This window comes from Roseobacter sp. (genome assembly GCF_039970775.1).
Lineage (GTDB): Bacteria > Pseudomonadota > Alphaproteobacteria > Rhodobacterales > Rhodobacteraceae > Roseobacter.
Map to the genome: position 1 here is coordinate 1 of NZ_JBDVLG010000031.1, position 12,810 is coordinate 12,810.

Genomic DNA, 12,810 nt, shown 5'->3' on the forward strand with positions numbered 1-12,810 from the left:
CGCTTCCAACAAATGTGTGGGCATTATCTGGGTGAGCCAGTTGCCTGCACACCCGCGTCAGGCTGGTAGAAAGGCCGTGTGGAGAACCAAGTGGGCGTGGTCCGACGTCGGCCCCTTTGATGGCTTCCATGCTGTCCCGGCTGCTATATCTGAAACCTGTCTCGTGCGGTTCGACAACAATCGTTACTCGGTCAATGCCCGCGCGGTTGGGCCACAGAAAACGGCATTGCTGTCTGTGGAGGCAGGAATGCCAAATCAGGAATCGTTTCACTGGAAATGGACGAGAGGGCGCTGAGATTTGTAGCTGAAGCCTTCGACAAGGAGGGGATTGTCGCCAAGATTGATAACGTTCAAATTGCCGAACCATTGCAACACGAAGCCGCCGGTTCCAAGATGGTGCTCAGACTTTCGGCGCACGTCTACACTTCGGGCTCAGAATTAGAGCAATTGAAACAGGTAATATTGAGATCGTTCCACCAAAGCCGTCCTTCGTAGATTTACCGTGAAAGCTAACTTTGTCCCGCATTGTGTGAATTCAGACATCACTCGATTTCGCGGTTGCAGCGAAAGTCCGTAATGACGGGCCGCATTGCAGCATGCTGATCCAGCGTGAACGGCCGCTTTGGACCGTGTTCAACTTCAGAAGTAGCGCCAACAGTAGGGATGCTGAAGAGCGGAGAAGGTCTGTTTGGAAGCCAAAATGGCTGACGCGCCACCATCAACGAATGGCCGCTTTCGGTAGGATCTATCAGGGATAAGCAACAAAAGCGTCGCACCAATCTGAAGCAAAAATTATTTTGGGGCTGCCAAAAGTGCATAGACTACGGCTGTGATTTCGCGCGCGACGTCTTCTCGGGTACGTGCGTTTCTGTGAATACCGAACGCGCAAGATAGGATGAGATGCGTTAGTTCGCTCGGATTCGTGTATCCTGCCTGGGAAATCATGCCTTCGATTCGTTTGGCGACGTCGGTGTTAAGCTTTTCAAACGCGTGGCCGGCGTACAGGACCTTGTCTTCCATCATCTGGGCGACATGAGGCGATTGAAGCATATCGAATACAACGGAGTATTTGGCCACCAACGCCGCCGTCAGGCGGGCTTCAACGCGGCCCGATTTCGAGAACTCAACGTCCATCAGTGCCCATAATTCATCCAGTATGGATGCAACCACAGCCTGAAAAATAGCGTTTTTGTCTTTGTACCGGCTGTACAAGGTCGGTTTGGCAATACCAGCCGTTTCTGAAATGGCTGCCATTGTCGTTGCACGGAGCCCGCGCTCAAAGAACAGGGTTTTCGCGGCGCTGAGTATCTGATTTTGTCGTTGATCTTTCATGGGGCCAACATCGGTTTCCGGTGCGCTGACGTCAATTGCCAAAAACAAATCTCGTCGACTTGAATTTACAAATTGAACGATTATTGTAAGATTTGTAATTTTGGAGAAAACAATGAAAACAGTATTACTTACGGGCGTCACAGGATTTCTGGGCGGCCACATCGCCGTGGCATTGCTGCGCGCTGGCTATAAGGTTCGTGGCAGCTTGCGGACGCCTTCGCGCAGCGCGGTGACCAAAAAAGCGATTCAAGAGGCGGGGGGCGATGTCAGTCATCTTGAGTTTGTGGAGCTCGACCTAACGAAGGATGCAGGCTGGGCTGAGGCCTGCGAAGGCGTGGACTATACGGTTCACGCAGCCTCCCCCTTTGTAACGTCCATGCCCAAGGACAAGGCGGAGCTGATCACCCCGGCGGTCGAAGGCACAAAGCGCGCGTTGACCGCAGCCCGTGATGCGGGTGTTGCACGGGTCGTATTGACGTCATCTATCGTGGCGATTGTGCCGGGGCGGGGCAAGTCAGGACCAAGCCATTTGGACGCGTCGGATTGGTCTGACCCAGATGGGGACGTGAATGCATACGTGGAAAGCAAGATCCGCGCCGAAAAAAAGGCCTGGGATATTCTTAAGCCGGGGGCGACGAAAACAGAGCTGGCCGTGATTAACCCAGCCTTTATTGTCGGGCCTTTGCTGGATTCCGACCCCGGTACATCTGGTGCCTTGTTCCAGAGATTCCTGCGAGGTGAAATCCCGGTTGCGCCGCATCTTTACTTGCATTCGGTCGACGTGCGCGATTTGGCGGATATCCATGTCGCGGCGCTGACAGATCCCTCGGCTGTTGGCAAACGTACGATTGCGAGCTTTGAATCCTATTCGATCATGCAAATCGCATCCTGTTTGAAAACGGCGTTCCCAGCTTACAGCAAAAAGGTGCCAAAATTTCAGGCACCCGATTGGATGATCCGACTTATCGCTCTGGCCGATGCAGACGTGCGAGGAAGCCTCAAAGAGTTGGGTTATAATCCGACCTTAGACGAAGCACCTGGCCGCGCGTTACTGGGCCGCCCGCCAATTCTCATTGCCGACAGTTACGTCGCTACGGCGCAGAGCTTAATTGAACGCAATTTGGTATGATACGCAAATGCTTAGAAACGGGGGGGCCAAGACAAAGCGTCACACCCCAATTCTCACTGGATAGTATCTATCATTCAGCGTCCGAAACTAGGCATTGGCGTGCTCGCAGCGAATGACGGCAAGGAGCACAATCTCGGCCTTATGTATCAATCGCACCAAGCCGCTGGCAATGATAAGACTTCTAGTTAGCGCGGCTTGGTGGGCCTGCTCTTCCTCCCAGTCGCGGTGCATTCCGGAGTATCCGATCTTCAATCGAATGATGTCACCCCTGCTAGGGTCAAAAACATCGTCACCCTCATGGCGGTGCAGGATGTGGCGTTCGCTGGTAGTCGCTTCCATTTTATCTGACCAGCTAACGCGACAATCAAGATCGACGTTTTCGTTCCCTCGGATGTGGTCAGTAAATTCTTGAAGTGTATCCATGATGTCTCCGCAGAAAGCGACATCGATACCAGCCTGACCCGGCTCTACAACGCCGACAAACATTTCAAGCCCAACGACAGCCGAACTCCACCCCGTTCCGCCGTTTTCATTGGAGGTGGGCCATCGGTAAGTAAGGTATCCCTTTACCTTACTGGCCCTTACTGGACGTCTACCGATATTTCGGACGCTTGCAACGGTTTGAACCATTCGCTCTCGGGCTTGGACGTCAACATAGTCAACTATCAAGTAGCCCGCAGATTCCTCTCACATGATTTCGTTGGCTTTATTCGCCGCGATTGCCGCTCCTGCAGCGGACTCATTAGTGGCGGCAGACTGATGAAGGGTCTGCCGAACAAAGTGAACCCCCAAGCTAGTTACAATCAGCGTTCCAAACGTGAACAGAGTCATAAATCCCGCCCAAATAGCCATATACCATTGAGCGCGAAGGTCCTTTTGGGCGCCGTAGTTTTCACGTTCGGGCTGTTCAACTTCATATTCGCAATGAAGCAACTCGACCCCATCAAGGCCGACACAAATGCGGTCCATGCGGTCTTGGGCGCGATCTGCATACTTACTGGCCTCATACTCATTTGCTACAGTTGGTTCGGCATCCCTTAAATCGCCCAAAACGCATACCCCACCACACATATAGCTAAAACGCCAAACGCTAACCAAGTGTAAGTGATGTCGTTTTTATTGCTGTTAGACATTGTAAAAAATACGCCGCTGAAAATTTACCACGACTCAATTTGTTGCGCACATTGGGTTCTTTGTCACCGATCAATTCGGCAAGCTTGGCGTAAGACACGCCCTTTAGCTTCAATTCAGCCTTCAGGATGTTGGCCGCTTTTGTTTCCCACTCGTTCTGCTCAGGCATCTGTCTCTCCAATAAGGTAAATGCACTATATTTGTGATATTTCCCATTGTAAATCATACCAGTATGTACGATATACGTGATATAAGTGGTCACAGAGAATACAATGGCCCAACACTTCCTCCTTTCAGCAGCGTCCCGCACCACGAGCCTTCGTGCGATCTACAAGGCTGGTGAAGATGCGGCGAACGCAACCTTCTGCGAAGTGCGCTGGCCTGACACGAATGGCGAGGCAGTTTGCCCCCAGTGCGGTCACGACGAAGCTTATAAGATCACCACGCGCGGCAAGTTCAAGTGCAAGGCGTGTGCGCACCAGTTTAGCGTCACGTCTGGCACCATCTTTGCGTCACGCAAGATGGACTTCGTTGATCTGCTGGCTGCGATCTGCATCATTGTGAACGCGTCTAAGGGCGTGAGCATGGTTCAATTGAGCCGTGATCTGAACTGCCAATACAAGACAGCCTTTGTACTGGCCCACAAGCTGCGTGAGGCGATGGCGCAAGAGGCCCACACTGGCGAAGTTCTGGAGGGTCATGTTGAGATTGATGGCGCGTATTTTGGTGGTCACATCCGTCCGCACAACGAAAAGGCAAAGCGCGTTGACCGTCGCAAGAAAGAACACCAGACAGGCAAGCGCCGCGTAGTTATCGCCATGCGTGAGCGTGAGGGCCGCGTATTGCCATTCGTAGGCGAGAACGAGGGCGAAGGTGTTGCACTGGCAGATGAGAACGTCAGCCGCACAGCCACCATGTCAGCCGACGAAGCGGGCCATTGGGATGCGCTACACAGGGCCATCACGTTGATCGCGTAAACTACTCCGAGATTTACAGCGACCACGGCAAGCACACCAACATGGTGGAGAGCTTCTTTTCCCGTCTGCGCAACATGATCCAAGGTCAGCACCACGGTGTTAGCCCCAAGTACCTGCACCAATATGCGAACCACTCCGTATGGTTGGAAGACAACCGCCGCACCGACAACGGCACTCTCGCCCACATCGTCGTGTCTAACGCGATGGAAGCACCTGTTTCGCGCAACTGGAAGGAGTATTGGCAGCGGGTGGCTTAAAGCTCCAACCGCTCAATGAAGTTTTCATCAAGCAGGGTGCTACAAACAAATTGTGGCAAATGAAGCTTAGCCGCAAACTCAAAGTCTGCTTCATAGTCGGTAACGTCACCCGACAGCTTTTGCTTTAAGTAGTCTTGACGTTCCGTCTCAGGGCAGAGTACGCCTAGAACCCTATAAAATGCCTCACCTTCAGAAGCTTCAATGCTGCCAATCGTGCGGGTCGTTCCTGACAAAAACTTGAAAGTGGAACGCATTTTTTCGCTATCTGTGGCCCGCTCCGCAGGGGCATCGAAAGCGCGCATTAGTTCTTTCGTTAACGCGATTCTGCGTTGCTGCGGGTTCAAATCCCGCGCAATCGCGATCACGAAGTCCGTTTCTGATTCTACTACACAAGCACCCAGTGCTATTGGGCCACGAACGAAAAGGCTCCAAAGTTTTTTGACATTGAAGCCAAACCATTGCTCTGTGGTACTGGTTGCACAACCTTCATAAATTATCCTATCCCGAATGGAATTGATCGAAAATTTTGGCGACTGGGATTGCGCCCAGTCGTATAAAGCATTGTAATATAACTCAAAAACGCCCATTTTATTCGTCGCGAAGGCCCGCAAAGAACTTGTTCACTTCTACCAAAATCTATTCAGCAGTGACATTGCGACGGCTTCCAGGAAAAAACTCAATGTCACCCACAGAGTTTTTGTTGAAAGAGTGTCTTCTCTAGCTTTTGAACATCAGTCATAGCTTCTCTCTCCATCGTTCTGAGAGTAACTTAGTGCCGAACAGCACTATACTCCAACATAACATTAACATTTCCCGTCAGTTACGTTAGAAAAATGTCGCAACTATGTCCTCCGTTTAGACGTGTGACGTACCGATTGGCGAGTCCAATCTTGCCGTACTGGCAAGCCGCCACAAACGCCCATCCGGCCCAAAGTCCTGCACCACATGCCCGTCCTTCTGCGCCCTTTGCAGCGCGTGGCGCACCCGCTTTAGCACATCGGCATGGGTATCAGCATCCCAGCCCTTCGCCGTGATGATCTGCGCCGCTATCGTTTCATCATCCACAGCGGCAACCCGTAGCGCGTTGATGATGGTCAGCCTCAACTCATTGCGCCCGAATAGCTGCTTGTATTTGCCACGCGGCGCTATGCCCTTGGGGTCCTCCTCTTAGCCACACACAGCACCAGTGCGCCGTCTATGGCCTCTACATCCGCCTTTAGGGCATCAGCGGCTTGCATGGCAACCTTGTGCTGGTCCGCCAATTTACCGCGTTTCTTGATAAGTCCGAATATCGTGTGTTCCATGCGGGCATTATGGATTCACAGCCTTGCTTTTATAAGCTATATTGTTGGTGCGTTTGATACATAAGGCCGTAGAAGTGCGCGATTGGTGCTAAGGTTGACGTCTTCGGAGCCTATGACTTACTGACGGAAAGAGGGTCTTTGAACCGCAAAAACGACCCTACCTTTCAATGCTTTAGGGGGTCATACCGCCGCTGGGTGCGGTATGGTGGAGCCTAGCGGGATCGAACCGCTGACCTCCTGCATGCCATGCAGGCGCTCTCCCAGCTGAGCTAAGGCCCCATCGTGGATGCGAACATCCAGTGCGCCGGTGAATAGGCGCAACGCGGGGCAGGATCAAGCGTAAAAATCACCGCCCACGCGTGAAAGTCAAAAATCAGCTGTCGTCGTCTTCTGATGCGACATCTGCGATCTCTTCGAGGGGCACAGTGTCATCCTCGTCTTCGTCGTCATCCAGTAGATCGTCGCCCAGATCTACATCCACGTTCTCGTCGTCATCCTCAAGAACGGCGTCCTCTTGTTCGGACGCGGCTTTGGCCTTGGCGGATGCGGCATCTTCGGCATCTGCGGCGATCATGCGTGATTTGGATAAATCAATCTCGACGACCTCGCCCGAATAGGGGCTGATGATCGGACTTTTGTTCAGGTCATAAAAACGCTTGCCGGACGTGGGGCAGAGGCGCTTCGTTCCCCATTCTTCTTTGGGCATGAAAAACCCCCTTTGCAATTGCGGTTCAGGTGTAGATGATTCAGGCCAAGTGCCATATGACGCGGGGTCTGTAAAGGGCTGCCGCGCCCAAGCCCGCCCGAGAGAGCCGATATGACAGAGTTGACCCTTGCCGGGGACCCGCCCATCCCGCTGATCTTGCGCCGTTCCGCACGCGCCCGCAGGATCTCGTTGCGAATCTCTCAGCTTGACGGGCGGGTTACCCTGACGGTGCCCAAGGGCGTGCCGGACCGTGACGCGGTGGGGTTTGCGCACGAAAAAGAGCCATGGATCCGCAAGCACCTGTTGGCCCGGGGCGTGGATGTGACGGTGGGCCTGGGCGCAGAATTGCCGCTGGGTGGTCAGATGCACCGTGTCGTGGCGGGGGTGGGGCGCAGCGTGCGCATAGAACCGGGGCGCATTGCGGTGCCCGGTGGGTCAGAACATGCCGGGCGTCGCCTTGTGGGGCATCTCAAACAGGTGGCGCGAACGCAGTTGGCCGCAGCCTCTGACCATTACGCGGGCCAATTGGGGCGCTCGTACCAAGCAATAACGTTGCGGGATACGCGGTCCCGGTGGGGGTCGTGCACATCAGACGGGCGCCTGATGTATTCGTGGCGGCTGATTCTCGCACCGCCACAGGTGTTGGACTATGTCGCGGCGCATGAAGTCGCGCATTTGGTCGAAATGAACCATTCCGCAGCGTTCTGGGCCATAGTTGAGCGTATCCACGGGGATTACACCGCCCCGCGCAGATGGCTGCGGACCCATGGCAGTGATCTGCACCGGTATCGGTTTGATCGCGCGCATGAGGCACCCTAGTCGGCTGGTCTCTTGACCTGCGGGGCATTTGTGATCACAGGTGGGCTATGAACCTGAACCCACGCCCGATTGACGCCACAACCGCCGCCCATGACCGGGTCTACCGCACCCTGCGCGCCCGAATCATGCAAGGCGACGTCCAGCCCGGGGTCGGGTTGACGTTGCGCGGTATTGGCCGCGATTTCGACGTTTCGATGACCCCAGCGCGCGAAGCCGTGCGCCGGTTGGTCGCCGAGGGCGCGCTGACCATGTCGTCTTCGGGGCGGGTTTCTACGCCCGAACTGAGCAACGAACGGATCGAGGAACTGGCCGCATTGCGCGCCCTGCTCGAGGTGGAACTCGCCAGCCGCGCCCTGCCGCGGGCGCATTTGGCCCTGATCGAACGTATGCAAACCATCAACGCCAGCATCGCCGAAGCTGTCGCGCACCGCGATGCCGTTAGCTATATCCGGACCAACCTCGAATTTCACCGCACCCTGTATTTGCGCGCCCAAGCCCCTGCGATGCTGGCCATGGCCGAAACGGTTTGGTTGCAGATGGGCCCCACCATGCGGGCGCTTTATGGGCGGCTGCGCAAGACCGAACCGCCGCATTTTCACCGCTTGATTATCGCCGCATTGCGCGCGGGGGATGAACCGGGGCTGCGGTTGGCCGTGAGGTCCGATGTCACCCAAGGTTTGCGGATGCTGGCGACCTGATATTTACCATTCCAGTATTTCATCATTGAAATTTTCTACTTTATGTAGAATTTTAGTCAAACTAGGCACGTTAAAGCATATCTAACCCTGCTTTGACGCGCAGAACCCACTGGGTGAGGGGGGGCGTGTTTGTAAATGGTGCAGGTTGAAATGGAAAAATTGGTATTTGACGGCAGGGTCCGGCCCGCAGCGGCGGCCGACCTTGATGTAATCGCGCAGATGGTGTCGCAGCTTGCGCAGCACCACGGCGACGTCGCCACCGTGACGCGAGACGAACTGGCGCGTGATATTCTGGGGCCCCAGCCTTGGGTGCGGGTGTTGCTGGCAGAAGAGCGCGGCGATGTCGTCGGGTACGCGGCGCTTTATCCGATGGCCAAGATGCAATTTGGCGCGCGGGGTATGGAAATGCACCACCTTTATGTCGCGCCCGAGGCCCGCCACAAAGGGGTGGGCAAAGCGCTGACCTTGGCCAGCGAAACGTTGGCCCACGCTTTGGGGTGCCGGTTTCTGACGGTGGGCACGCACCCGCGCAACACGGTTGCGCAGGGAATTTACCGCACCTTGGGGTTTGATCCGTTAGACCCGCCTGGCCCGCGCTTTCAGGTCACGATAGACGCGTAGTGTTGGTGCCAGTTACGCCGCCAACCCCAAGCCGCCGATTTCGAGAAATTTGGACCGGCGGTCTTGGATCAGCGCCTGTGGGTCCTTGTCAGCAAGCTCGTCGAGCATGTTTTCCAACGCGCGGCCAACCGATGCAATCGCCGCGTCAGGGTCCCGGTGGGCGCCGCCCGTGGGTTCTGCGATGATGCGGTCAATCACGCCCAATCGTTTCAGGTCATCCGCTGTCAAGCGCAACGCTTCGGCTGCCTCGCGCATTTTTTCCGCGTCTTTCCACAAAATAGACGCGCAGCCTTCTGGCGTGATCACGGAATAAACGGAATGTTCCAGCATCGCGACGCGGTTGGCCGTGGCAAAGGCCACAGCCCCGCCTGACCCACCTTCGCCGATGATCACCGACACCAAAGGCACGCCAATCTGCAAACATTTCTCGGTGGAACGCGCGATGGCCTCGGACTGGCCGCGTTCTTCGGCGCCTTTGCCGGGGTAGGCGCCGGGGGTGTCCACCAATGTGACCACCGGCAGACGAAACCGATCGGCGATATCCATCAGACGGATCGCTTTGCGATAGCCCTCGGGGCGCGCCATGCCAAAATTACGTTCGATCCGCGACTTGGTGTCGTTGCCCTTTTCGTGGCCGATCACCATGACGGGGCGGTCATTCAACCGCGCCAACCCACCCATGATCGCATGATCATCGGCAAAATTCCGGTCGCCGGCCAAGGGCGTGTAATCGGTGAACAAGGCATCCACATAGTCGTGGCAATGGGGCCGTTCTGCGTGCCGGGCCACCTGACATCTGCGCCACGGCGTCAGCGACTGGTACAGCTCTTCCAGCATAACTTTGGCTTTGGCATCCAGCGCCGCGGCCTCTTGGGTCACGTCCATCTCATCATTCGACCGCGCGAGCGCCCGCAATTCTTCCGCTTTGCCCTCAATTTCAGCCAGCGGTTTTTCGAAATCCATGTATTGGGTCACGGCGGGGCCTCATCGTTAATGTCTGGTGTTATATGGCGGGCATTGCGCCGCATTGCAACGGCGCGTCACCCTGATGCCAAAACAGGATAGAGCGATGCAACCAATAAGGCCGCCATTGTCCAGTTGAACAGGGTCCGCCGCCGCGTGTTGGTCAGTATGCGGGCCATTTGTTGGCCCAGCATGGTCCAAAAGGTGATTGTGGGCAGGTTGACGACGGCAAAGACCATGGCAACACCGGAAAAGGCCGCGATCGTTTGGGTGGGCGCATAGACAGACAGTGCCGTCAGCGCCATGGCCCAGGCCTTTGGGTTGACCCATTGAAACGCGGCGGCCTGGATAAAGTTCATCGGGCGGCCTTTGGCGTCAGTTTGGCGGATCTGCGCGGCGGTGGCGATTTTCCAGGCCAGATAGCTAAGGTACCCGACTGATGCGATTTTGAGCGCGGTATAGGTGACGGGGTAGGCATCAAATACCCGCACCAGTCCTACGCCCACCAGCAAGATCATCAGGCCAAACCCGACGGAAATGCCCAGCATATGGGGGATGGTGCGGGCGAACCCGTAGTTGGCACCAGACGCCATCAACATCAGGTTGTTGGGCCCCGGCGTTGCAGAGCTGACGAAGGCAAATAGGATGAGGGCGGAAAGGAGTTCAAGTGTCATGACGCAATTATTGCAGCGATTTGGTGGCATTAAATTGCAATATCACGTGTATTTTGAATAATTGATCAATATATGGCAGGTATGGACCAAAAATCAGAACATATATTGCGCGTTCTCAGAGGTGACGGGCGCATTAGCAATCTGGAATTGGCCAACCGGGTGGGGTTGTCGCCGTCGGCCTGCCTGCGCCGGGTGCAAGAGCTGGAACGGTCTGGCGTGATCAAAGGCTACCGGGTGGTTTTGGACCCCGCGCAAACGGGCGTTGGGTTCACGGCCTATATTACCGTGGGACTAAGCGAGCATTCCAAAGTCGCGCAAGAGGCATTTGAACGCGCGATTGCACGCGCCCCGGAGGTGGTGGAATGTCACAATATCACAGGCGCGTGGGAATATCTGTTGCGTGTGGAATGCGCCGATTTGCCCAGCTACAAACGGTTTCACACCGACCACTTGGGGGCTTTGCCTCAGGTGTCGGCGATCACGTCATATGTGGTGATGGGGTCGCCCAAGGACGACCGCGCCTAAAGGTCTTGACCCCAGCACAGGGCGAACGCGGCCAACGGCGCGGTTGGTGTTGCCCGCCAAATGGGTGCCAGAGAAATGATCACATATTGTTTTCGGAAGGCCCGAAAAACACCGGGCCATCGCCAGCCTTGGACGTGCGCGGCCGCATCGGGGGCCGAAACGCCCGGCGGCTATTGCGTGGCGTCTTGGGCGATGGCTGCGAATATCGCGTCCAGCTGAGTGGTCAAACCCGCCAGCGCGGCACCGCCTTCGGCGCCATAGGGCGCAAACACAAAACCGGGTGTTTTATACGACAGGGTCGCGTGGCCGTCGGTGTCTTCGGTCACATAAAACCTGACGGGGGCTTCGATCATGGCGGCGGCGGACAGCGCCAGTATTTTCACGGCGAAATCATTGTTGAAAACACCGATGACCCGGTTTTCGGGGATGGTGATGCCCCGGTCGCGCGCGGCACCGGTCGGACCGGCCTGTGTGACCACGCCCATTTTGTTGGCTTTGACCGCGGCTTTGAGATCGGCCAGCAGGTCCGCGTGGGGTTTGTGTGTCTCGATGATCACCCAACCGTCGCGGGGGGCAATCGGATGCGCCATCAGGGCCGGGGCCGTTAGAAGGGCGATCAGCAGGGTTATCATATGTTTCACGGTGCAGGTCCTTTTGGGTGCCGCCAGTCAGACAGTCGCGGGCCCGATTGCCAAATCACAGATGCGTCAGCCTGCGATCATTTCGGACTGCCGCACAATGACTTCGGCCTGTTTGATGGACGCGATGTCAACCAAACGCCCCTTATACACAGTGGCCCCTTCACCCTTGGCCTTGGCGACATCCATCGCCGCGAGGATCTCGCGGGCTTCTGCGACGGCGTCCTCGGACGGGGTGAAAACCTCATTGGCGATCGCGATTTGTTTGGGGTGGATCGCCCATTTCCCCACCATCCCCAACGTCGCAGACCGGCGTGATTGCGCGCGAAACCCTTCGTCATCCGAAAAGTCACCAAAAGGGCCATCGACCGGCAAAACCCCGTGCGTCCGGCAGGCCGCGACAATCGCCGCTTGGGCCCAGTGCCACGGGTCGGACCAGTGCTTTGCGCCGTCGTGGAGCATATAATAGTTGTCTTGTGTGCCGCCAATGCCCGTGGTTTGCATTCCCATTGAAGCTGCGAAATCAGCGGCGCCAAGGCTCATGGCGTGCAGGCGCGGCGAACTGGCGGCGATCTCTTCGACATGGGCGATGCCAGCGGCCGATTCGATAATGACCTCAAAGCTGATAGGTTTGGTGCGCCCCTTGGCGGTTTCAATCGCTGTGACCAATGCGTCTACTGCATAGACATCTGCCGCGCAGCCCACCTTTGGGATCATAATCTGGTCTAACCGGTCGCTTGCGTGTTCCAGCAGGTCAACCACATCGCGGTACCAATAGGGGGTGTCTAGCCCGTTGATCCGCACAGATAGCGTTTTGGTGCCCCAATCGACGTCCGAAATAGCGGCGATGATGTTGGCGCGGGCGTTGTCTTTATCGGATGGGGCCACGCTGTCTTCGAGGTCGAGATTGATCACATCCGCCGCAGATGCCGCCATTTTTTCAAAGATAGCGGGACGCGAGCCCGGTCCGAACAGCTGGCACCGGTTTGGTCTGGCGGGTGCGGCGGGTTGAAGACGAAAGCTCACGGCGGACCTC

General features: G+C 56.2%; 16 protein-coding genes, 1 tRNA gene and 2 pseudogenes. 7 read left to right on the forward strand and 12 right to left on the reverse strand.

Annotation, left to right across the window (positions count from 1 at the left end; all coding sequences use genetic code 11):
• Positions 1-211 (forward strand): annotated as a pseudogene (locus ABJH13_RS07330) (IS21 family transposase); the annotation flags it as partial.
• A 581-nt stretch (positions 212-792) separates the two neighbouring features.
• Here the strand turns inward: ABJH13_RS07330 and ABJH13_RS07335 are convergent.
• Positions 793-1,374 carry a TetR/AcrR family transcriptional regulator gene (locus ABJH13_RS07335; protein ID WP_348405571.1) on the reverse strand — a complete coding sequence of 194 codons (582 nt, stop codon included), beginning with the start codon at positions 1,372-1,374 and terminating at the stop codon, positions 793-795.
• 70 nt (positions 1,375-1,444) lie between these two features.
• Here ABJH13_RS07335 and ABJH13_RS07340 point away from each other — a divergent pair, with 70 nt between their 5' ends.
• Positions 1,445-2,461 carry an NAD-dependent epimerase/dehydratase family protein gene (locus tag ABJH13_RS07340; RefSeq protein ID WP_348405572.1) on the forward strand — a complete coding sequence of 339 codons (1,017 nt, stop codon included), beginning with the start codon at positions 1,445-1,447 and terminating at the stop codon, positions 2,459-2,461.
• 87 nt (positions 2,462-2,548) lie between these two features.
• Here ABJH13_RS07340 and ABJH13_RS07345 read toward each other — a convergent pair whose 3' ends face one another.
• The 3 genes from ABJH13_RS07345 to ABJH13_RS07355 all read right to left on the reverse strand — a co-directional run bounded on the left by ABJH13_RS07345 (position 2,549) and on the right by ABJH13_RS07355 (position 3,761).
• Complete coding sequence (locus ABJH13_RS07345; RefSeq protein WP_348405573.1) at positions 2,549-2,884, reverse strand: hypothetical protein; 336 nt, start codon at positions 2,882-2,884, stop codon at positions 2,549-2,551.
• A 264-nt stretch (positions 2,885-3,148) separates the two neighbouring features.
• Entirely contained in the window at positions 3,149-3,511 is a 363-nt protein-coding gene (locus ABJH13_RS07350) for a hypothetical protein (protein WP_348405574.1), read from the reverse strand.
• A 40-nt stretch (positions 3,512-3,551) separates the two neighbouring features.
• Positions 3,552-3,761, reverse strand: a complete 210-nt coding sequence (locus ABJH13_RS07355) for a DUF6471 domain-containing protein (RefSeq protein ID WP_348405575.1) — start codon at positions 3,759-3,761, stop codon at positions 3,552-3,554.
• Between the two features lie 103 nt (positions 3,762-3,864).
• On the opposite strand from ABJH13_RS07355, the pseudogene ABJH13_RS07360 reads away from it, so the two are divergent.
• Positions 3,865-4,826: pseudogene (locus ABJH13_RS07360) on the forward strand (IS1595 family transposase).
• Here ABJH13_RS07360 and ABJH13_RS07365 read toward each other — a convergent pair.
• The 4 genes from ABJH13_RS07365 to ABJH13_RS07380 all read right to left on the reverse strand — a co-directional run bounded on the left by ABJH13_RS07365 (position 4,823) and on the right by ABJH13_RS07380 (position 6,836).
• Complete coding sequence (locus ABJH13_RS07365) at positions 4,823-5,413, reverse strand: hypothetical protein (RefSeq protein ID WP_348405576.1); 591 nt, start codon at positions 5,411-5,413, stop codon at positions 4,823-4,825. The pseudogene ABJH13_RS07360 and the gene ABJH13_RS07365 overlap by 4 nt on opposite strands.
• Positions 5,414-5,681: 268 nt before the next feature.
• Complete coding sequence (locus ABJH13_RS07370; protein WP_348405577.1) at positions 5,682-5,930, reverse strand: hypothetical protein; 249 nt, start codon at positions 5,928-5,930, stop codon at positions 5,682-5,684.
• A 403-nt stretch (positions 5,931-6,333) separates the two neighbouring features.
• Positions 6,334-6,409: transfer RNA gene (locus ABJH13_RS07375), tRNA-Ala, on the reverse strand.
• A 94-nt stretch (positions 6,410-6,503) separates the two neighbouring features.
• A complete protein-coding gene (locus tag ABJH13_RS07380) occupies positions 6,504-6,836 on the reverse strand; it encodes a TIGR02300 family protein (RefSeq protein WP_348405578.1) in 333 nt (110 codons plus the stop codon).
• Positions 6,837-6,947: 111 nt separating this feature from the next.
• Between ABJH13_RS07380 and ABJH13_RS07385 the strand changes: the two genes are divergently transcribed.
• From ABJH13_RS07385 to ABJH13_RS07395, 3 genes are all read left to right on the forward strand, one after another.
• Positions 6,948-7,655: a SprT family zinc-dependent metalloprotease gene (locus ABJH13_RS07385; protein WP_348405579.1), complete on the forward strand. Its 708-nt coding sequence runs from the start codon at positions 6,948-6,950 to the stop codon at positions 7,653-7,655.
• 47 nt (positions 7,656-7,702) lie between these two features.
• On the forward strand, positions 7,703-8,353 hold the full coding sequence (locus ABJH13_RS07390; RefSeq protein ID WP_348405580.1) for a GntR family transcriptional regulator: 651 nt from the start codon (positions 7,703-7,705) through the stop codon (positions 8,351-8,353).
• Positions 8,354-8,503: 150 nt separating this feature from the next.
• Entirely contained in the window at positions 8,504-8,974 is a 471-nt protein-coding gene (locus ABJH13_RS07395; RefSeq protein ID WP_348405581.1) for a GNAT family N-acetyltransferase, read from the forward strand.
• A 12-nt stretch (positions 8,975-8,986) separates the two neighbouring features.
• On the opposite strand, the gene ABJH13_RS07400 is transcribed toward ABJH13_RS07395, so the two are convergent.
• Both ABJH13_RS07400 and ABJH13_RS07405 read right to left on the reverse strand, forming a co-directional pair.
• Positions 8,987-9,949, reverse strand: coding sequence for an acetyl-CoA carboxylase carboxyltransferase subunit alpha (locus ABJH13_RS07400; protein WP_348405582.1), 963 nt, complete (start codon positions 9,947-9,949; stop codon positions 8,987-8,989).
• A 65-nt stretch (positions 9,950-10,014) separates the two neighbouring features.
• Positions 10,015-10,611, reverse strand: coding sequence for a LysE family translocator (locus ABJH13_RS07405; RefSeq protein WP_348405583.1), 597 nt, complete (start codon positions 10,609-10,611; stop codon positions 10,015-10,017).
• 72 nt (positions 10,612-10,683) lie between these two features.
• Between ABJH13_RS07405 and ABJH13_RS07410 the strand changes: the two genes are divergently transcribed.
• Entirely contained in the window at positions 10,684-11,136 is a 453-nt protein-coding gene (locus ABJH13_RS07410; RefSeq protein WP_348405584.1) for an Lrp/AsnC family transcriptional regulator, read from the forward strand.
• Positions 11,137-11,306: 170 nt separating this feature from the next.
• Here the strand turns inward: ABJH13_RS07410 and ABJH13_RS07415 are convergent, their stop codons facing one another.
• Both ABJH13_RS07415 and ABJH13_RS07420 read right to left on the reverse strand, forming a co-directional pair.
• Positions 11,307-11,768 carry a DUF302 domain-containing protein gene (locus tag ABJH13_RS07415; protein WP_348405605.1) on the reverse strand — a complete coding sequence of 154 codons (462 nt, stop codon included), beginning with the start codon at positions 11,766-11,768 and terminating at the stop codon, positions 11,307-11,309.
• A gap of 75 nt (positions 11,769-11,843) precedes the next feature.
• On the reverse strand, positions 11,844-12,800 hold the full coding sequence (locus ABJH13_RS07420) for an L-malyl-CoA/beta-methylmalyl-CoA lyase (RefSeq protein WP_348405585.1): 957 nt from the start codon (positions 12,798-12,800) through the stop codon (positions 11,844-11,846).
• Positions 12,801-12,810 lie beyond the last annotated feature (10 nt).